Annotated in this window: 18 protein-coding genes and 1 riboswitch; of the genes, 14 read left to right on the top strand and 4 right to left on the bottom strand. The window is 37.5% G+C overall.

Annotation, left to right across the window (positions count from 1 at the left end; translation table 11 throughout):
- Positions 1–168: 168 nt before the first annotated feature.
- Positions 169–801 carry a glycerol-3-phosphate acyltransferase gene (locus ACHZEU_RS11675; RefSeq protein ID WP_112117201.1) on the bottom strand — a complete coding sequence of 211 codons (633 nt, stop codon included), beginning with the start codon at positions 799–801 and terminating at the stop codon, positions 169–171.
- Between the two features lie 155 nt (positions 802–956).
- Positions 957–1,070: riboswitch (SAM riboswitch) on the top strand.
- Between the two features lie 116 nt (positions 1,071–1,186).
- Between ACHZEU_RS11675 and ACHZEU_RS11670 the strand changes: the two genes are divergently transcribed.
- The 3 genes from ACHZEU_RS11670 to ACHZEU_RS11660 all read left to right on the top strand — a co-directional run bounded on the left by ACHZEU_RS11670 (position 1,187) and on the right by ACHZEU_RS11660 (position 4,652).
- Entirely contained in the window at positions 1,187–2,488 is a 1,302-nt protein-coding gene (locus ACHZEU_RS11670) for an O-acetylhomoserine aminocarboxypropyltransferase/cysteine synthase family protein (RefSeq protein ID WP_054549070.1), read from the top strand.
- A 330-nt stretch (positions 2,489–2,818) separates the two neighbouring features.
- A complete protein-coding gene (locus ACHZEU_RS11665) occupies positions 2,819–3,202 on the top strand; it encodes a hypothetical protein (protein WP_048393282.1) in 384 nt (127 codons plus the stop codon).
- Positions 3,203–3,665: 463 nt separating this feature from the next.
- Positions 3,666–4,652 (top strand): homoserine dehydrogenase, encoded by a 987-nt coding sequence (locus ACHZEU_RS11660; RefSeq protein WP_048393283.1) that lies wholly within the window; start codon positions 3,666–3,668, stop codon positions 4,650–4,652.
- Between the two features lie 59 nt (positions 4,653–4,711).
- Here ACHZEU_RS11660 and ACHZEU_RS11655 read toward each other — a convergent pair whose 3' ends face one another.
- On the bottom strand, positions 4,712–4,942 hold the full coding sequence (locus ACHZEU_RS11655; RefSeq protein WP_004229745.1) for a hypothetical protein: 231 nt from the start codon (positions 4,940–4,942) through the stop codon (positions 4,712–4,714).
- 155 nt (positions 4,943–5,097) lie between these two features.
- Here ACHZEU_RS11655 and ACHZEU_RS11650 point away from each other — a divergent pair, with 155 nt between their 5' ends.
- From ACHZEU_RS11650 to ACHZEU_RS11635, 4 genes are all read left to right on the top strand, one after another.
- Entirely contained in the window at positions 5,098–5,961 is an 864-nt protein-coding gene (locus tag ACHZEU_RS11650) for a DMT family transporter (RefSeq protein ID WP_257961677.1), read from the top strand.
- Between the two features lie 76 nt (positions 5,962–6,037).
- Positions 6,038–6,730 (top strand): response regulator transcription factor, encoded by a 693-nt coding sequence (locus tag ACHZEU_RS11645; RefSeq protein WP_048393287.1) that lies wholly within the window; start codon positions 6,038–6,040, stop codon positions 6,728–6,730.
- On the top strand, positions 6,708–6,863 hold the full coding sequence (locus ACHZEU_RS11640) for a hypothetical protein (RefSeq protein ID WP_155483369.1): 156 nt from the start codon (positions 6,708–6,710) through the stop codon (positions 6,861–6,863). Before ACHZEU_RS11645 ends, ACHZEU_RS11640 begins: the two co-directional genes overlap by 23 nt.
- A gap of 16 nt (positions 6,864–6,879) precedes the next feature.
- Entirely contained in the window at positions 6,880–9,090 is a 2,211-nt protein-coding gene (locus ACHZEU_RS11635; RefSeq protein ID WP_279493756.1) for a HAMP domain-containing sensor histidine kinase, read from the top strand.
- Positions 9,091–9,126: 36 nt separating this feature from the next.
- On the opposite strand, the gene ACHZEU_RS11630 is transcribed toward ACHZEU_RS11635, so the two are convergent.
- Complete coding sequence (locus ACHZEU_RS11630; RefSeq protein ID WP_004229727.1) at positions 9,127–10,275, bottom strand: acyl-CoA dehydrogenase family protein; 1,149 nt, start codon at positions 10,273–10,275, stop codon at positions 9,127–9,129.
- A gap of 295 nt (positions 10,276–10,570) precedes the next feature.
- Between ACHZEU_RS11630 and ACHZEU_RS11625 the strand changes: the two genes are divergently transcribed.
- The 4 genes from ACHZEU_RS11625 to ACHZEU_RS11610 all read left to right on the top strand — a co-directional run bounded on the left by ACHZEU_RS11625 (position 10,571) and on the right by ACHZEU_RS11610 (position 15,356).
- Positions 10,571–11,650, top strand: coding sequence for a metallophosphoesterase (locus ACHZEU_RS11625; protein ID WP_066038436.1), 1,080 nt, complete (start codon positions 10,571–10,573; stop codon positions 11,648–11,650).
- Positions 11,651–11,754: 104 nt separating this feature from the next.
- Positions 11,755–12,591, top strand: a complete 837-nt coding sequence (locus ACHZEU_RS11620; protein WP_175400802.1) for an undecaprenyl-diphosphate phosphatase — start codon at positions 11,755–11,757, stop codon at positions 12,589–12,591.
- A gap of 294 nt (positions 12,592–12,885) precedes the next feature.
- Positions 12,886–14,178 carry a globin-coupled sensor protein gene (locus tag ACHZEU_RS11615; protein ID WP_279493760.1) on the top strand — a complete coding sequence of 431 codons (1,293 nt, stop codon included), beginning with the start codon at positions 12,886–12,888 and terminating at the stop codon, positions 14,176–14,178.
- A 215-nt stretch (positions 14,179–14,393) separates the two neighbouring features.
- A complete protein-coding gene (locus ACHZEU_RS11610; RefSeq protein ID WP_004229713.1) occupies positions 14,394–15,356 on the top strand; it encodes a D-glycerate dehydrogenase in 963 nt (320 codons plus the stop codon).
- 38 nt (positions 15,357–15,394) lie between these two features.
- On the opposite strand, the gene ACHZEU_RS11605 is transcribed toward ACHZEU_RS11610, so the two are convergent.
- The gene (locus ACHZEU_RS11605) at positions 15,395–16,195 is read right to left on the bottom strand and encodes a TIGR00266 family protein (RefSeq protein ID WP_004229711.1); all 801 of its coding nucleotides are present in this window, start codon (positions 16,193–16,195) and stop codon (positions 15,395–15,397) included.
- A gap of 579 nt (positions 16,196–16,774) precedes the next feature.
- Here ACHZEU_RS11605 and ACHZEU_RS11600 point away from each other — a divergent pair.
- From ACHZEU_RS11600 to ACHZEU_RS11590, 3 genes are read left to right on the top strand one after another with little or no spacing between them, the layout of a single operon-like run.
- Positions 16,775–18,253 carry an aldehyde dehydrogenase family protein gene (locus tag ACHZEU_RS11600; protein WP_279493761.1) on the top strand — a complete coding sequence of 493 codons (1,479 nt, stop codon included), beginning with the start codon at positions 16,775–16,777 and terminating at the stop codon, positions 18,251–18,253.
- 26 nt (positions 18,254–18,279) lie between these two features.
- Positions 18,280–19,452, top strand: a complete 1,173-nt coding sequence (locus ACHZEU_RS11595) for a saccharopine dehydrogenase family protein (protein WP_279493762.1) — start codon at positions 18,280–18,282, stop codon at positions 19,450–19,452.
- A 9-nt stretch (positions 19,453–19,461) separates the two neighbouring features.
- Positions 19,462–20,655 carry an acyl-CoA dehydrogenase family protein gene (locus tag ACHZEU_RS11590; protein WP_048393298.1) on the top strand — a complete coding sequence of 398 codons (1,194 nt, stop codon included), beginning with the start codon at positions 19,462–19,464 and terminating at the stop codon, positions 20,653–20,655.
- The last annotated feature ends 59 nt before the right edge of the window (positions 20,656–20,714 follow it).

Here is a 20,714-nt window from a genome sequence, read left to right as displayed (position 1 = left end):
TGACGATTATTATCCATAACATCGGCCTGTATAATGTTTTATTGAGATAAGAATATGTCTATTTTATTGTAGAAAAAAATCTATGTGAAAATGGTGTTTTTTACAGCAATATGAGTAGATAAAGAGAAAAAATACGGTCACAAAAAATACAAAAATATCCATTAAATATTATTTCTTTTTCTTAAAGGCAGAAGTTACTTTAGGCTCTGTTCCATTGACTAATCGTTTAATATTTTCGAGGTGCAGGATGATGGCTATGCCAAAAAGAAGAAGAGCTATAATGGTTGGGCCAATGCCAGGAATCCATAAATAAGTTGCTGTACAAAACACGAGATAAAATTCTAGAACACCTACAATTAAATAATTTGTTGCAAAGGATAAAATAACAAATAAAATAAGTGCAAATAAACCAATCTTCCAATCAACAGCAAGTAAAATACCAATGATGGAGGCCGTTCCTTTCCCGCCGTTGAAGCCCATGTAGAAGGGGAAATTATGACCTAAAATAACCCCAGCAGCCATAATATAAGTAAGCAGCCAAATTTGTTCTTCTGTTAAATGAATAGCGTCCGCTAGATAAAAATGCGCACCTATAATAGCGACAACGCCTTTGCCTATATCGATGAGGGCTACTAAAACGCCATACTTCCAGCCAAGGGAAAGAGTAGCATTAGAGGCACCAGCATTACCGTGGCCAGCCTTTTTTAAATCAACCCCCGATAAAAATTGAGCCACTTTAGAGCCGTGAATACAGCCTATTAAATAGCCAATCATAAGAAAAATGATCACGGCCTTTACCATAAAAATACTCCTCTCAAAATTTTTTCTAAAATAGTGTATGCGTTCATATTACGTATAAGAGCAGACAGAAGTTTCGGAAAAAATAAAATTTACTTGTTGACAGAAAAAAACTCTATGTTTATACTGTGTAACAACGATGGAAATTGAATCTCATACTCTTATCAAGAGCGGCGGAGGGATAGGCCCTATGATGCCCGGCAACCAGTAAGCAATGAGCTTACTAAGGTGCTAATTCCTACAGATTCTTACTTGGATCTGGCAGATAAGGGGAGGAAAACTTGCAACCGCAACCCTCTTCTTAGCTGAAGAGGGTTTTTGTTTTCTACAGAAAAATCCTCCTCATCTCCGGTACCATCGTAAAAAAATAACCATTTGGAGGTACACAATGACAAATTTTAAACCAGAAACATTGCTGTTGCATGGTGGTCAAGAGCCAGACCCAGTGACGGGTTCTCGCACAGTTCCAGTCTATCGCTCAACTGCTTTCGTATTTAAAGACACTGCTCATGCGCAACGTCTTTTTGCCTTAGAGGAAGCAGGGAACATTTACACACGAATTACCAATCCAACAGTTGATGTGTTTGAAAAACGTGTGGCTTTATTGGAAGGTGGAACAGCAGCAGTAGCACTTTCATCTGGTGCAGCAGCTATCGCATTTTCCATTTTAAATCTAGCGGGAGCTGGTGATGAGATAGTAGCAGCTAGTTCTTTATATGGTGGTACGTATAATTTATTTGCTAACACATTACCAAACTATGGTATTAAAACAATTTTTGTAGATGAAACAAACCCAGAGAATTTCAAAGCAGCGATTACTGATAAAACAAAAGCTGTCTTTGCAGAGGTTTATGGTAATCCAAGTTTAAAGGTTTTAGATATTGAAGCAGTAGCTAAAATTGCACATGATAATGGTCTACCATTAATTATTGACAGCACGTTCGCTTCTCCTTACGGTTCTACACCTATTGAATACGGCGCAGATGTTGTAGTTCATTCAGCAACTAAATGGATAGGAGGTCATGGTACAACTTTAGGGGGCGTTGTTGTAGACGCTGGTAAGTTTGATTGGACTAGCGGTCGATTCCCTGGTTTTACTGAACCAGATGCCTCTTACCATGGTCTACGTTATGGAATTGATACAGCTTCTGCTGCCTTTGCTACAAAGCTACGTGTACAATTATTACGTGATTTTGGTCCAACATTAAGTGCTGATGCTGCTTTTAATTTATTGCAAGGGTTAGAAACGCTTCATCTGCGTATCCCTAAACACAATGAAAATGCATTGGCAGTGGCTGAGTATTTACAAAACCACCCATCTGTGGAGTATGTAAATTATAATGGCCTAGAAGATTTTCCGACACATGAGTTAGCAAAAAAATATTTAAGAAATGGCTTCGGTTCAGTGCTTACATTTGGCATAAAGGGTGGACGAGAAGCTGGGCGAAAGCTTATTGATAGCGTGAAATTATTTTCACATGTAGCAAATGTAGGTGATGCAAAGTCATTAATTATTCATCCAGCTTCCACTACTCATCAGCAACTATCAGCAGACGAATTAGTTCAAGCTGGTGTAACCGAGTCGCTCATTCGCTTATCCATCGGTTTAGAGGCAGTAGAGGATATTATTGCTGATTTAGATCAAGCCATTACACAGGCTACAACAACTGAACAAACAGTAGAAGCTTAAAGTTTAAAGAAAATGGTAAGATGTTGTGACGTTAACGTATTTTCTCATTCGATTAGCCTCATTTGGTAATGCGTTAAACGTTGCTACATCAATCTATTACTGCATCCGTTAATTATCAGAACCTTATAAAAAATAATACCAAGTAATTTTATATGTATTATTGACTTTGTTAAATCCATGTTATATACTAGGAAATAAGTTAACAGTACGAAAATTTTTTTTAAAAGGTAAATGTTTCATAAGTGCTCCCCCACTTTTGAATATATAGAAGAGTAGTTGCCTAGCCAGTGACTACTCTTCCCAAAAACTGATGATAAAGGAGTGTTTAAAATGGGTAACATCTATAGTGCGCAAAACATTGTATCCTATCTAATATATGAGCTAAATGAAGGGCATGTATTTGTCAACAATAAATCCATTCAACACCTTCTTACATCAGTCGAAAGAAAATGGCAGGAAGTATTTGGTCATACAGCATTTCAAGAACATGTTTTTACTGAAAAGGACTTTACTGTAAAGGAAGTATTTGAGGCATATGAACAGTACGGTGTGAGCCATATCTCACTTCCTGCGACAGAGTTTTACTTGAAGTATGGTACATTTCAATTAGTGGAACGTACGTATGCAATACCAAATTTTACAGAAGAAGAGATTAGTCTTGTTCAACAAGCTTTAGCACAATATCGTTATCAATTGCTTTCAAAAGCAAGTTAAAACCCCCTCATATTTTTAAGCTCATTCTCTGCTGCTACAGGGAATGAGTTTTTTCTTTAAAGGGATTGTTATGAGTGTCTGAGCATACATATATATAATAGAAGAAAGACATTCATATATTGAAATGTAAATAGTCAATATTTGTTCAAATCTTATAGATTGATTAATAAAACGTATAATAAAGGGAATGAAACCGATTTCTTTTGCACATCTAGAGAAAACAAATGTCCTTCCTAGAAAGATTTTTCTTGTGCAAAGCGTGTATTTGCGTTACAATTTTCTTTAAGTTAAATTTTGAATTATTTGAATTTGTATGTGTCCTAACACATATAGAAATAGCGAAACTCATACAAAGAGAGTTGTTGGCTAAAGACTGCGGTGGGTGTCAAATTGTCATGACACAACCCCATGGAAAATTAGCTTTAATGAAACTGCGGAATGTAAGTTGGAGGGAATAACAAGAATGGCAACTATAAAGGCAGCGATTTTAGGATTTGGAACGGTAGGTCAGGGGATTTACCATATTTTAAATGAAAAACGAGAAGAGCTAAAAAATAAATTAGGTATTGAATTAGAGGTAGCGAAGATTTTAGTGACAGATGCTAGTCGTGAACGTGTACCAGGTACAGCACATTTAATGACAACAAGTATGGATGAAGTCTTAGCAGAGCCAGGTATGCAGGTAGTGTTTGAAGCAATTGTGAACGAAGAACCTGCATACAGTTATTTAAAGCGAGCGGTGGAACATAAATGTCATGTTATTACTGCCAATAAAGTGATGTTTGCCAAACGAGGTTTGGAGTTGCAGGATCTTGCAAAAGCTAATGGCGTTTTTGTAGGCTATGAGGCTACTACCGCTGGTGGCGTACCTGTGATAAAAACAATGAAAAATATCTTACTTGTAAATGATGTAAGTCGTATACAAGGTGTCTTAAATGGCACATGTAATTATATTTTAACAAAAATGCGTGCACAGGGCTGGTCGTTCGAAACAGCTTTAAAAGAGGCACAAGGCTTAGGTTATGCCGAAGCAGATCCATATAATGATATATCTGGGCAGGATGCATTTAAAAAATTAATGATATTAAGTGCCTTAGCTTTTGGTGAGCAGCCTGACTGGTCAGATGTAGAGGTAATTGGGATCGATAGTATCTCTGCTGAACAGGTTCATGAAGCATGTGAAAAGGGTCTTCGTTACCGCCATGTTGCTGAGGTGGAAAAACTAGCTAACGGTAAGATTATTGCAAAAGTAGGTCCTCAACTAGTTGATAAAGAGCATCCACTTTATCCAGTCGATGATGTGTTCAATGCGGTGGCATTAGAGACTAACTATATTGGTACATTAACATTAATCGGTCCTGGAGCAGGGATGTATCCAACAGCGAGTGTCATGGTAGAAGATTATGCTGAAATCATTGGGAAAAGAGCAGGATTTGTTGTGACAATCTAATAAAAGCTTTAAAAAAGGCCCGCCATTCAACAATGTTCAATTGTATGAATGGTGGGCTTTTAGTCTTCATCTTTGACGTCTATGTCCTCTGGAATAGGAGTAGCACGCCAAATTTCAATTTCCTCTTTTATACGTTCCAATTGTTTAAAATAAGTGCTGAATTGTCCACTATTGATTAAAATTTGTTGGCCATCGTAAACAGAACGGATGCGTCCTTCGTAAATTAGACGCATTACTTGATCCTCAGGCATACCAAGATCAATAGCTGTCTCTTCAATTGATTTGTACATACGATTCGCTCCTTTTACTGTTTTTATTATAACGTCCATTCATGAGAAAACATACTATTGGAATTAAAAGAAAAGTAAAAATGATAATTGTTTGATTTTGGATAAATATGTATGATTAGTATGGAGAAAGATGTGAAGCGGGGATGAGCTGAAAAATGTTAAATTCATTGTTTGTATTACTAGCAGCTATTCTATGGGGAATGACAGGTACTGCCCAGACATATTTGGATGAAGAGGTATCTCCAATAGCTGTAGCCACGATTCGTTCTGCAATTGGTGGCAGTTTATTATTAGCTATTACGATTATAATGAGGAAAATTAATTTTTTAAGGTGGTCATGGAAATGGACAATTTTAGCTGCGGCTAGTATTGCGTTTTTCCAAGGTCTTTTCTTCTCATCAATTCGTCTAACAGGTATAGCCATTGGAACTGTTGCTACTATTGGTAGTGCACCAGTGTTTTCTGGTGTATTAGAGTGGCTAGTATGGAAAACACGTCCCACAGCAGTATGGGGACTTGCTACATTGATGGCCATTATCGGATGTCTTTTATTGTTTATGAATAATGGAGAGGAGTCTGTTCACGTTGGCGGATTCACATTAGCGCTTTGTGCAGGTTTATCCTTTGCATTTTACACAAACATAAGTAAAAAATTAATGGCACAAGAAGAAGCGTTACCCGCAGTTGCTATGACATTCTCCATTTGCGCTTTGTTTTTACTGCCGTTTTCTATACAAGGTGGATTTTCCTGGTTAGTAAATGTGCACAACTTATGGACAATGTTATTTATGGGGATTATGTGTACAAGCGTAGCGTATTTCCTGTTTTTAAGAGGACTACAAAAAATTAGTTCATCCACAGCTGTAACACTTTCATTAGCAGAACCATTGACTGCTGCAATTCTTGGTGTGTTTTTAATTGGAGAACACTTAAGTATAGTTTCCTGGCTTGGAGTAGCGATGCTTTTAGGTGGCATTGTTGTTTTAACATTGGGTGGGAGAAAAAAGCTAAAACCTTAAGAAATTCTTCATTTTTATAATAGCTGGTTTTTAAGATTTAAAAGATACACTTATATTTGAGAGCGAGGTGTATATCATGACGAAATTAACAGTTCTTGTTACAGATGACGATCAAGATATTCGTGATGGTATTGAAATCTATTTAAAAAATGAAGGCTATCATGTTATTAAAGCAGCAGATGGCTTAGATGCATTAAAAAAGCTAGAGAACAATGAAGTACATTTAATAATTTTAGATATCATGATGCCAAATATGGATGGAATTACAGCAACCTTTAAAATTAGGGAAGAGCGCAATATTCCCATTATCATGCTGAGTGCAAAGGCGGAGGATGGCGATAAGATTCATGGATTATCGGTTGGAGCAGATGATTATGTAACAAAGCCATTTCATCCATTAGAGCTGTTGGCACGTGTAAAATCCCAGCTGCGCCGTTATGTTCAGCTAGGAACGTATAGTGAGGGAGCTACAAAAGTGGAAATAGACGGACTTATTCTTGATGAAGAGGCAAAAGAGGTTGTACTAGAAGGAGAACCAGTTCGACTAACCCCGATAGAATATAAAATTACAGAACTATTAATGAAAAATGCAGGGCGTGTGTTTTCGATTCGTGAAATTTATGAACGTGTTTGGAATGAGGAAGCTTATAATGCTGAAAATATTGTAGCTGTTCACATTCGGAAAATACGTGAGAAAATTGAAGCTGATCCGAAAAATCCACGCTATCTAAAGGTGGTATGGGGCGTTGGCTATAAAATGGAAAAATAAATTAGAGAAGTATATGACTATTGCTGGATTTATTGCAGGTGTTATTGGGCTTATCTATTTTGGAATTTATGCCTATCAAATCGTCGATTCTCGCTCCTCAGAGGTTTTACAATTGTTAGAAAGAATTTTTTAGAGGAGTGTAAAAAGGGATGATAAAAAAATGGAAATCTCTTCTCGTATTAATGTGTTTAATCTGGACAATTTTCGGAGTCTTTACTTTTTATAATGTGGGCTATCAGTATATTGGTAAATCATATTTTGATTCGGAAAATTTCCAACATGAAATCGATAATTTCACGGCAGAACTAGGACCGTTAGTAATTAATGTACCAAATGCAGAGGAATTGAAAAATAAAATTGAGATTACTCAAACTGAAATAGAAGATCATCGTAATTATTATGGTACATTAGGACAGCAAATCGATAATATTAAGGCACAATACGAACAACGTATTCAGGAAGCTATAGATGCCAATGCAACAGAATTAAAGACAAAGCTAGTGTCTGAACGTGATAATAAAATTAAAGATATTACAGCAAATTTTGAAGATGATGAGCATGTAAGAAAAAAGATTCTTGCTGAAAAGGAAGCCCTCATTGATAAATATATTAAAGCAGCAAAAGGTGAATCCAAAAACTTTGGAAAAAACTATGACTATTGGTCTTATGAGTTGACCAATACAGAAACTGGTAAAACGTACCGTGCAGGTGATGTTACCGAAAGTAGTGCCTATAAAATTAAGTATACTGATCGAAAACCGCTATATGCATGGAATATCAGTGAGAATTTAAGAGATATTTTTTACAATACCGAAACATACGTGAATGTAGATGATCTTTACGAAACAGCTGAATATACAGGTGTAATAGCTATTTCAAAAAAAGCAGCTATGTCAGAAGATGTTATACAGGGAGGGTATCAACAATTTCAACAGTTTCAACGCAATCAATATACTCATTACTTTATTTGGCTCACAAGTATTTTAATGGCCGTCTTTGTATGGAGGGGGCGTAAAGACTTATTACAGATAGTTACGAGTATGAAGGAAAAAGATCTTTTAACAAAGTATAAAATCGATGTACAAATTATTCTTTTGTTAATAACGAGCCTTATGTATTTCATTTCAGCCCAGGTTGTTTTTGAATCTATTGAATATAATTCTGTTTATAATTATAATTATGTCCGTTTTATACTCGATATTGGCTTTAAAATAGTTGTTTTAATGGTAATTGGTAGTGCTTTCTTCGTGCAATTAATTTGGTTGTATACAAGAGTAAATACTTTGAAAAAGCTAGAGGAAAATGTGAAATCGAGCTATTTATGGTCACTTGGGGATTCGTTGACTGACTTATTTATTAATCGTTCGATCGCATTACATTCAATTGTAATGCTAGCCGCAGCCTTCTTTGGAGGTGGTAGCCTTGTTGCTACCATGATAGGAGGCGGAGCTTTTCCGGTCCTTGTACTTGGCATTTGTATGTTTATAGGATTTCCTGCTATGATTGTTTTCCTATCAAGAATGGGTTATTTAAACCGTATTATGAAAGATACGAAGGATATGGCTGAAGGACGTTTAAATCGTGATGTAAAGGTAAAAGGTAAATCTCCGCTTTCAGGTCATGCAGAAAACCTCAATCATTTACGAGAAGGTGTGCGTACGTCCATGCATGAGCAGGCGAAAAGTGAGCGGTTAAAAACAGAGCTGATTACAAATGTGAGTCATGATTTACGTACTCCTTTAACCTCTATAATTACGTATACCGATTTACTGAAGAAGCCAAATATTACAGAGGAAGAACGGAAACAATACATTCATATACTAGATAAAAAGTCTGAACGTTTAAAAGTGCTGATTGAAGACCTTTTTGAAGTATCGAAAATGGCTAGTGGTAATATTGAACTTCACCGCAGTCGAGTAGATTTAACACAGCTTATCCAACAAGCTGTAGGGGAGCATAAAGAGGATTTAACACAGTCACAACTAGATTTACGAATGACCATGCCTCATGATCCAATCTTTGCATATGTGGATGGTCAAAAATGGTGGAGACTTATTGATAATTTAATTGTCAATGTTTTGAAGTATGCGCTAGAGGGAACGCGTGTTTATGTGACATTTAAGCGTACGGCAGATGGCGATGCTGAATTTACGGTGAAAAATGTAGCAAAGTATGAAATTAGTGAAGATGCTGAGGAATTATTTGAACGCTTTAAACGTGCAGATGCCTCACGTCATACAGAGGGCTCAGGGCTTGGATTAGCCATTGCACAATCCATTGTCGATTTACATGGAGCAAGAATGAGCATTGATGTAGATGGTGATTTATTTAAAGTAATCGTTCGAATTCCAGCAGTTTAATGGTAAAAAGGCGGCAAACTTCTGCCGCCTTTTTTATTATAGGCCTAAATTTTTGGCGATAATAACCTTCATGACTTCATTAGTACCAGCATAGATCGACATAACAGGTATATCTCTATATCTTCTAGCAATCTTATATTCCTCCATATAGCCATAGCCACCATGCAATTGCATACATTGCGTAGCAAGGTCACGTGCATTTTCGGTAATCCAGTATTTTGCCATAGAAACTTTTGTCACAACATCATTGCCTGCAATATGCTCTTCAATCAATGATTCCAAAAAGGATTTACCAAGCTCGATTTTAGTAGCCATTTCAGCTATTTTAAATTGTGTATTTTGGAAGTCACCAATTGTTTTGCCAAAAGCCTGACGTGATTTCACATAGTCTAGCGTTAGTGTAAGCATATCCTCAGCGGCTGTTTGTGCGGCAATCGCTACTGCTAATCGCTCTTGCTGCAGTTTTTCCATCATATAATGAAAGCCCTTGCCTTCTTCGCCAAGTAGGTTTTGAACAGGCACTCGACAATCTTCAAAATAGAGTTCAGCTGTATCTTGGGCATGCATACCAACTTTTTCGAGCTGTCTTCCTTTTGTAAAGCCAGGTGTGCCCTCTTCAATAACAAGTAGGCTAATACCACGATGTTTTTTCTCAGCCTGAGGATTTGTTTTTACTGCAACAACCGCTAAGTTTGTATGGATGCCATTTGTTATAAAGGTTTTTTGACCATTTACAATATAATGGTCCCCATCGCGAATGGCTGACGTTTTGATATTAGCCAAGTCTGAACCTGTACCTGGCTCCGTCATTGCAATAGCTGTTATATAGTCGCCTGTAACACATTTTGGAAGCCAACGAGATTTTTGTTCGTGTGTCCCATATGCTTCGATATATGGAACAACAATATCATTATGCAGGCCAACCCCGATAAGACTTGAGCCTATACGTTCAAGTTCTTCTTGTATGATGACGCCAAAGCTGAAATCCAAGCCCAGCCCGCCATATTGTTCTTCTACTTGTGGACAAAGATAGCCCATATCGCCAAGCTTACGCCAAAAAGAAAGCGGAATAAGATGATCTTTTTCCCACTGGGCATAATGCGGTTCAGCTTCTTCAGCTAAAAACTTACGAAAGGTTTTGCGAAATAATTCATGCTCTGTTGTTTCAAATTTATAACGTGTCATTTGAAATAGCACCCCTTTTTCTTCGTAAATACGCGAATTTGCTCGTTCACCTACTATGTTACTGGAAGAAATGAGAAAATAAAAGTAGCGTTTAGTATGTAAATGACGAAAATGTCATCTATATACAGTGAAATGTCATGTAAAACGAGAGTAACGAATGAAATGAAAAGGTAAACTTAAATTTGGACAAGTTCCTACTTTCTTTAGAAGATTATTCAAGTGCTTTAAGCAATATGATTGATAAGTATAATGGTATAATCAATTAAATTATAGAAAGAAAGTAGAGGACTTGGTTATGCCAAAAGTAATCGGCGCTGTTCTTTTAATTAGTATTTATAGTGCTTTGACTTTCTATTTAGGGTGGGGAGTAAAGCAGTGGCTTGTAGCAATGGGGTGGTTTCGTTTTCCAGTATTATTTTGGATCGTGCTGTATATGGTTGCTTTTAGTATTATAATCGGAAGATTACACGAGTCATTACGTGTGTTTTCTGTAATCAGTAATTATTGGATGTTTATCTTTGAATATGGCTTATTGCTATGTTTAGTTGCACAATTCATTATTTGGCTTACACCTTTTAAAAACGTGCAAATAATAGGTAGTATAGCAGTAGCTATCCTATTCTTGTTAAGTATCATTGGCTCCTATTTAGCCTACTCTCCAGTTGTTCGTCATTTAGAAATAACTGTTGATAAACAAGATAGTGACTTAAACACACTAAGAGCTGTTGTAGCATCTGATTTTCACTTAGGTGTTTTATCACATAAACGACATTTACAACGTTTTGTCAGCTTAGCTAATGAAGCACAACCAGATATTGTGTTGTTAGCTGGGGATATTGTGGACGATGACCCTAAATGGTTTGTTCAAGAGGGTATGGCAGATGTCATGAAACAATTAACATCTACATATGGAACATATGGTATATTAGGTAACCATGAATATTATGGCAAAAAAATTCCTGAATTTATTAAGGAAATGGAAAATGCCAATGTGAAAATGCTCCTAGATGAAACAATTCTTATAGAAGATGCGTTTATATTAACAGGGCAAGAGGACAGAACGAATAAAGAAAGAAAACCACTTGAGGTGCTAAAGCCTTCTGCTAATTTACCATGGCTTGTAATGAATCATACACCTGACGATTTAAACACGCCTTCCCAAATGGGCGTTGATTTACATATGTCTGGTCATACACACAAGGGACAGCTGTGGCCGAATCAGTATATAACAGCTCGTGTATTTGAACTGGATTATGGTTATAAGTTGAAGGAACAGATGCATACACTTGTTTCATCAGGCTATGGCTTCTGGGGCCCACCGATGCGAATTGGCAGTAGATCAGAGCTTTGGGTAGTAGATATAACATTTAAATAGTATGTGATAATCTAACAATCGGCTTCTTAGGTGAAAAGGCAGTAGTATATAAAAACGTAGTATTTTATAATAAGTGGGTATTTGATTAAAAAAGGTAAGGTGACATGGTGGAAATTATAGAGTTATTAAAAGCATTAATATTAGGCTTTGTCGAGGGTATGACAGAATTTGCACCAGTATCTTCTACGGGACATATGATTATCGTGGATGATATGTGGTTAAAGACTGAGGAGTTTTTAGGGAAATATCCTGCCAACACATTTAAAATTGTTGTACAACTTGGTTCCATATTAGCGGTTATCGTAGTTATGTGGAAACGTATGCTAAGCTTAGTTGGTTTATATAAAATTGAAGGTCAAGCTAAGTCCATAAATGGCCGCTTTAACTTATTGCATGTTATTGTTGGTATGCTACCAGCAGTTGTCTTAGGTTTTGCATTCAAGGATTTTATTGACGACCATCTTTTTAAAGTAGAGCATGTTGTTTATGCACTAGTGGCAGGAGCAATTCTGATGATTGCTGCAGATAAGTTGGCACCGAGAAAACCAAAAGTTGATTCTTTAGATAAGATTTCTTATGGTTTAGCATTTAAGGTAGGACTTGTACAATGCCTATCACTATGGCCAGGTTTTTCTCGTTCAGGTGCAACGATTTCGGGTGGGGTACTATTTGGTATGAGTCACCGTGTTGCAGCCGATTTTACATTCATTATGGCTGTGCCAATCATGGCAGGAGCTAGCCTCGTATCCGTTTTGAAAAACTGGGATACTTTATCAATGGACTATTTTGGCTTTTATGCTGTAGGATTCATTAGTTCGTTCGTCTTTGCATTATTGTCCATTAAGTTTTTCTTAGCGCTTATTTCAAAGGTAAAATTAATGCCTTTTGCCATTTATCGTTTAGTTTTAGCAGCAGTTCTTTGCGTTATCATTTTCATGTAAACAATAAGTCACGCTTCTTCTTCAAGAAGCAGTGGCTTTTTTTGCGTTAAGATTATTGAATCATATATCCATTTTTTCAATAAATTGATAGAAAATGAGTATAAAGAATCATGTTAAAGCATAAATTAATAGCGAATTATAATAATATTAGACAACATTTACCTACATATTGTTCATTTAGATGTTTTGAGATTATAATTGATACATAAAGTGTCTAATTATTTGTTGTTTTTTTATAAAAAGTAGGAATATAGACTTATTAAGATATATGATTAAATATATGAGGTGGAGAAAATGTTTCAACTTATCAATAGATCTAAGAAAAATACAATTGAAATAAGCAATGAAACAACAATCGGTATTTTTATAGAAGATCCAGACCGTTTACTACAATTAAATCTTGTAGGGTTAAGTGTGCATGATCTTCAGCTGATTAATAGTTTAAAACCATATGTAGAAAGAAATGTAGTAGAAGTGGTAGCGGCATTTTATCATGCAATAGAAAGTGTTCCTGCCTTACAAAAGGTTATTCAATCACATAGCTCCAGCGAACGTTTACGACAGACATTACGTCACCATATTATTGAAATGTTTGAGGGGAGAATAGATGAAGCCTTTTTAGAAAAGCGAAGACGTGTGGCCAAAATGCATGTAAAGATTAATTTATATCCGAAGTGGTATTTAGCTGCTTTTCAAATACTTGAGAAATCACTTCGCAAAATAGTCTATGAACTACGATTACCAAAGGGCGAAGAAGAGAAGTTTTGTGATGCTATCAGTAAAATATGTAATTTTGAACAACAAATCGTTTTAGAAGAATACGATAGCTATGCAAGTATACTAATTGAAACACAACGCAATAATGTTAGGGACCATGTAAAGGATGTTATCGGCGGAGTTTCTACACAATTAGAGGTTCAATCACAAACTACAACTGAAACAGTAACAGAACTTGTATATAGCGCAAAGCGTGTCAACGCTTCTTTGAAGGAAAGTATGTATGAAGCAGGATCAATGCAAAAAGTGTCTAATGAAGGCTATACTAAAATAATATCTATTAATGAACAAACAGGGAAGATTCATCATAAGACCGTTGAAATGGCAAATATGGTGGAGCAATTAGATGCATCCTCTTCGAAAATAAATGCCGTTGTAGAAATTGTGAAAAGTATTTCTGGGCAAACAAATTTACTTGCGTTAAACTCTGCAATTGAGGCGGCACGTGCCGGTGAGCATGGTAAAGGCTTTGCAGTTGTTGCAAACGAAGTACGCAAGCTTGCGGATCAAACGAAAAGCTCTGTTGAACAGATTGCTGAGTTAATCATGACGTCAAATGGTATCACAACACAAGTTGTACAAGCAATTCAGAACATACAGGAGCTTGTAAATAGTAGTATCGAACGTAATGCTGAATCTCTAAAAGCTTTTGATGCGATTTCGGGTTCTGTAGAAGTTTCGATCTCAAATTTCCAAAAAGTCGATAATCAAGTATCTGAATTAGCTACTATTATTGAATCGATTGGTGAATCTTCGGAAGAATTAGCGAGGGTGGCTAATCGCTTAAATACAACAATAAGAGAGTTTTAAAAGAAATATAGCTATGCATACTATCTATGCATAGTTTTTTAGTATGTGAATTAGGATAAAAGGTCTTATTTTATGGATAAATCAACTAAGAGGCTGATGAATTAGCTAATAGCAAATTTTATAGAAAGAGGAAGATTACAAAACCCTAGAAAATGCTTGTTTTAAGTGTTACGCTATAGGCGAATTAGGGAATTGAGTAGAGGGGTGTTTGGAGCATGAAAAAGAAATTATTTATAACACGTAAGTTTCCTACACATATTGTTGAACTGCTACAGGAGTTTTATGAAATCTCACAATGGGATGAGGAAGAAATTGTGATTCCACGTGAAAAATTGCTCGCAGCTGTCGCTGACTGTGAGGTACTGTGGGTAACGATAGCTGACCAAGTAGATGAAGAATTACTTTCGCATGCACCCAACTTAAAATTAGTGACGAATTTAGCAGTTGGATATAATAATATCGATGTGAAGGCTTTAAAAAAACGAGGCATTATGGCGACAAATACGCCTGGAGTTTTAACTAATACAACTGCGGATTTAGTATTTGGCTTACTGCTTGCAACTGCTCGTAGAATTCCAGAAAGTGAAAGATATTTACGTGAGGGCAAATGGAAAAGCTGGTATCCAATGCAACTGGTTGGCAAGGATGTTTCAGGAGCCACAATTGGCATTATTGGCATGGGGAGAATTGGCCAAGCTGTTGCTAGAAGAGCAAAAGGGTTTGATATGAAAATCTTGTATAATAATCGCAGACGTCGTCATGAAGCAGAAGAAATGTATGGCTTCCAGTATGTTTCGCTGGAGGATCTATTAAAGCAATCTGATTTTGTTGTGATTATGACACCTTATAATAGTGATACGGAAGGACTCATTGGTGCAAAGGAACTTGCTTTGATGAAAGAAGATGCGGTATTAATTAATGCCTCACGTGGTGGAATTATTGATGAGGATGCGCTATACGATGTTCTTAAAAATGGGAAGCTTTGGGCTGCAGGACTAGATGTGTTTGAACAAGAGCCGATTGCGATGGATCATCCCTTATTAACACTTCCAAATGTAGTAGCTCTGCCACATATCGGTAGCGCGTCATTAGAAACGAGAACGGCTATGCTAATGTTAAATGTAAAAGCTTTGACTGCTTATGGACAAGGCAAGGCAATATCCAATCGAATTGATTAAAAAGAGGAGCATATCGGTGAAAGATATGCTCCATTTTTTTATCTATTGAATAAATCGAATAAGCCGCCGATACCGCCTTCACCTTTAGATTGACCGCCTCCACCTTGCGAAATAGGTGCAGCTGCAAAGACACGACTGGCTAAACGGCTAAATGGTAATGATTGTACCCACACTGTTCCAGGACCACGTAATGTAGCAAAGAAGATTCCTTCGCCTCCAAACAGGGCTGTTTTTACGCCTCCAACCATTTCAATATCGTAATCCACATTGGATGTCATTGCTACAAGACATCCTGTATCCACACGTAAAACTTCACCCGGTTGTAATGTTTTTTCATGAATGGCTCCTCCTGCATGAACAAATGCCATGCCGTCACCTTCTAGCTTTTGCATAATGAAGCCTTCACCACCGAAGAAGCCTACTCCAATTTTTTTCTGAAATTCAACGCCAACAGAGACCCCTTTAGCAGCAGCTAAGAATGCATCTTTTTGACAGATAATTTTACCGTTTAATTGGCTTAAATCCATCGGAATAATCTTCCCTGGGTATGGTGATGCGAAATAAACATGCTTCTTACCTGAGCCAACGTTTGTGAATGTTGTCATGAATAAACTCTCACCTGTTATTAGGCGTTTTCCGGCACCTAATAATTTACCCATTAGACCACTTTGTGAGCCACCTCGTGAGCCGTCACCAAAAATAGTTTCCATATGGATCGAATCATCCATCATCATTAACGCTCCTGCTTCTGCAACAACTGTTTCCTGAGGGTCAAGCTCAACTTGCACATATTGCATGTCGTCACCAAATAACTTATAGTCAATTTCATGATTATTCATAAAGGGATTCCTCCAAAAATAAATTTAATGATATTGTATACGATTATAAGTTACATTGGTTTCAATAGAAAATTAAATATTTTAGAAAAAAAGGGAATTAGTTAGAAAATGTCGAATATAAAAAACTAGAATGTTTATTATTTATTTTCATTTAACTAAGGGTATTGTGAATATACATAACCTTAAGAGGCTTCTAAATTTAGAAGTCATCCTCTATATTGAGGTAAGGAAGTTAAGTGGAAATGAAGCCTCTGGCAGTTGTCACCGATTATTATTGAAATGCTAGTATTACAAGGTGTGGTGTATATTGAAAATTCGGAATTTTGACATATTTTATCTCCGCTCACTCCAAGATTCTTAATGAGACATTTTTTCTTTTGGTGGGGAGCAACTATTGATGTATGGAGATAAAGCCACTGGTAGCTGTCACGAATAGTGAAACGTGTAAGCACATTCCACTGCTCGGACGCAATTATTCCAAGGCGAAATGGATTCTGGTTAAATTCATAGACTTATACCTATGGAATACGACTGGTACAACAGCTGAGGCATCATAGAGTATTTCAGGGGGTGTATGTAGTGGAGATTAAAAACTATATCGGTGGTAAATGGATCACACATTCACATTTACAAAGTATAGCAGTGACGAACCCTGCAAACGGTGAGCAGCTTGCCACCATTCCACGCTCTACTTCGAATGAGGTAGGCGAGGCTGTAGCTGTTGCTAAACAAGCACAAAAGAGCTGGGCACTTATACCAGCACCAAAACGTGCAGATTATTTATATGCCATCGGTCAAAAAATGAAAGAGAAAAAAGAACATTTGGCGACCGTTTTAACAAAAGAAATGGGCAAGGTCATTGAAGAGGCTAGAGGAGAAGTCCAAGAAGGAATTGATATGGCATACTATATGGCTGGTGAAGGACGTAGATTGTTTGGTGAAACAACACCGTCTGAGCTTGCCAATAAATTTGCTATGAGTGTAAGGGCACCTATAGGCGTTGTAGCACTCATTACACCTTGGAATTTCCCTGTTGCTATCGCCACATGGAAGTCATTTCCTGCCGTTGTTGCAGGGAATACATTCATTTGGAAACCGTCTAATGAGACTCCAATGATGGCCTATGAAATGGGTAAAATCTTTGAGGAAGTAGGCTTACCAGATGGTGTCGCTAATATCATATTTGGTACAGGACCTACAGTAGGCACAGCATTAATTGAACATCCTGACGTCAAGGTTATTTCTTTTACAGGTTCTACAACAACGGGCAGTAAAGTAGCTGAGCTTGGCGGGAAGCATTTGAAAAAGGTTTCTTTAGAGATGGGTGGCAAAAATGCTGTTATTGTCATGAATGATGCTGATTTACAGCTAGCTACAGAAGGGATTTTATGGAGCGCATTTGGTACTGCTGGGCAAAGGTGTACAGCATGTAGTCGAGTCATTGTGCATAAAGATGTAAAAGAACAATTAGAGAAACGTCTCTTAGATGAAATGCAAAAGCTCACAATTGGGGATGGTCTAGATGAGGGAGTAAAAATCGGGCCAGTGATTAATAAAGCAGCATTGGAAAAAATTAATCACTATGTACAAATAGGTAAACAAGAGGGTGCTACATTATTAGCAGGTGGCAGGATACTAAATGAACCACCTTATGATAAAGGGTTCTATTATGAGCCAACATTGTTTACAAATGTGAAGCCTGACATGATTATTGCTCAAGAAGAAATCTTTGGTCCAGTCGTATCTCTAATTGAAGTGGCAAGTTTGGAAGAAGCAATTGAAGTAAATAATGGTGTGAAATTTGGCTTATCTAGCTCAATATTCTCCCAAGATGTCAATACAATTTTCCGCGCACAACGTGATTTAGATACAGGTATTGTTTATGTAAATGCTGGCACAACAGGTGCTGAAATCCATTTGCCATTCGGAGGTACTAAAGGGACAGGAAATGGACACCGTGATTCAGGTGTAGCAGCCCTAGATGTATACACAGAGTGGAAGAGTATTTATGTAGACTACAGCGGTAAATTACAAAGAGCACAAATCGATACAGAGTAACAGATCAACGAAAGGGGATGTTCTTGATGAAAGTTGTTGTATTAGGTGCAGGTTTAATGGGGAAAGAGGTAGCTCGTGATTTAATAAAAAACGATAAAGTGGAGCGTGTGTATTTAGGTGATATCGATGTAAAAGTTGCACAGGACTTTGTAGATACGCTAGATACAAATAAGGTAGAAGTGGTAGAGCTACACGCAGAACGTGACGATTCATTAATGAGTGTTATTTCGAAGGGGGATGTTGCCGTCAATGCATTGTTTTATTCGTTCAATGAACGAGTAGCAAGAGCAGCTATTGAGGCAGGCGTCCATTCCGTTGATTTAGGTGGTCATATCGGTGGCGTTACAGAGAAGATATTAGATTTACATGAGGTAGCAAAGGCAAAAGGTGTTACAATCATTCCTGACCTAGGTGTTGCTCCCGGCATGATCAATATTCTAGCGGGCTATGGTGCTTCAAAATTAGACGAAGTAGAATCTATTAAACTATTTGTTGGTGGTATTCCAACTGAGCCAAAGCCTCCGCTTCTTTATACACGCGTGTTTTCTTTAGATGGCGTTTTCGATCATTATACTGAGCCTTCAAAAACGATTCAGAAGGGCAAGCTTGAAGAAGTTCCATCCCTATCAGGCGTTGAACCTATTTATTTTGATGATTTCGGTGTGCTTGAGGCATTTTATACATCTGGTGGTATCTCCACATTGTATAAGACATTCCCGAATGTCCGCACATTAGAATATAAAACCATCCGTTATAAAGGCCATGCTGAGAAATTTAAACTTTTAGCAGACTTAGGCTTCCTTGATTCTGCGAATAAGGTAGAAGTGGATAATCAAGAAGTGCCTGTTCGTGCAGTCGTACGAGAGGCACTCAAAAAGAAGCTTGAATTGGGCTCAAAACCTGATGCTGTATTGTTACGTGTTATTGTAGCAGGTGAAAAGGCCCAACAGCAGGTGACATATGAATATGAAATGGTTGTACGTAAAGATATGACAATTAATGAAACAGCTATGGCCCGTGCTACGGCAAATACGATTTCAGTTGTTGCTCAGATGATTGGTGCCGGTGTTATTACAGAGCATGGTGTATTCCCGCCTGAAGCAATCGTGCCAGGTGATACGTATATTGAAGAGATGGCTAAACGAGGTGTTGTCATTAAAGAGACATCACATAAGTCTGCTATGATTGTGAAATGGTAGGTGCTGACCATGAACTTTGAAATGTCCACTGAGCAGGAAATGCTAAGAAAAACAGTAAGACAGTTTGTTGATGAGGAAATCATTCCCTATATTGCAAAATGGGATGCTGAAGGTGGCTTTGATGCTAAAATTTGGTCCAGACTTGCTGAGCTTGGCTTAATGGGTGTTTGTGTTCCTGAACAATACGGAGGTAGTGGCATGGATTATAATGCACTTGCTATCGTATGTGAGGAGCTTGAACGGGGAGATACGGCATTTCGCACAGCCGTATCTGTTCATACAGGTTTAAATAGCATGACCTTAATGCAGTGGGGGACTGAAGAGCAAAAGCAGAGATACCTTGTTCCGCAAGCTAAAGGTGTACGGATTGGAGCTTTTGGTCTCACAGAACCAGGGGCTGGGTCTGATGTAGCTGCCATGTCAACAACTGCTGTCCGTGATGGGGATCATTATATCCTCAATGGGCAAAAAACGTGGATCTCTTTATGTGATATTGCAGACCACTTTATCGTATTTGCCTATACAGACAAATCGAAAAAACATCATGGAATTAGTGCGTTTATTGTAGAACGTTCCATGGCTGGCTTTACATCTAAAGCGATAAAAGGAAAATATGGTATTCGTGCTGGTAATACAGGTGAGCTCTTTTTTGAAGATTTACGCGTGCCAATTGAAAACCGACTTGGTGAAGAGGGCGAGGGTTTCAAAATTGCCATGTCTGCGCTAGATAATGGTCGATTTACAGTAGCAGCAGGTGCTGTTGGTTTGATCCAAGCTTGCATAGAGGCTAGTGTGAAATACTGTCATGAACGAGAGACATTTGGTAAACCTATTGGTGAGCATCAGCTTGTCGGACGAATGATTGCTAATATGGAAGCAGGCTATCAAATGAGTCGTCTCCTTGTCTATCGTGTTGGAGAATTGAAAAATAAAGGTGTTCGAAATACTCGAGAGACATCATTGGCAAAATGGCAGTCTTGTGATTTTGCGAATAAGGCTGCGGATGATGCGGTCCAAATTCATGGAGCCTATGGCTATTCAGACGAGTATCCAGTTGCCCGTTATTTAAGAAACTCCAAAGCACCAGTCATTTATGAAGGGACTCGCGAAATTCATACTATTATGCAGGCAGATTATGTATTGGGAAGACGACAAGATAAGCCATTAAAAAATATGTTGCCTAAATGGCCATTTGAAGAATAGACGAGAGGGAAGTGTTTCCCTCTCGTTTTTTATTGTGCCTCAACTTACTTAGAAAATTT

It is taken from the genome of Lysinibacillus sp. S1 (assembly GCF_044986265.1).
GTDB lineage: Bacteria > Bacillota > Bacilli > Bacillales_A > Planococcaceae > Lysinibacillus > Lysinibacillus capsici.
Note: the sequence above shows the minus strand (reverse complement) of the source record. Positions and strands in the feature narration are given on the sequence as shown.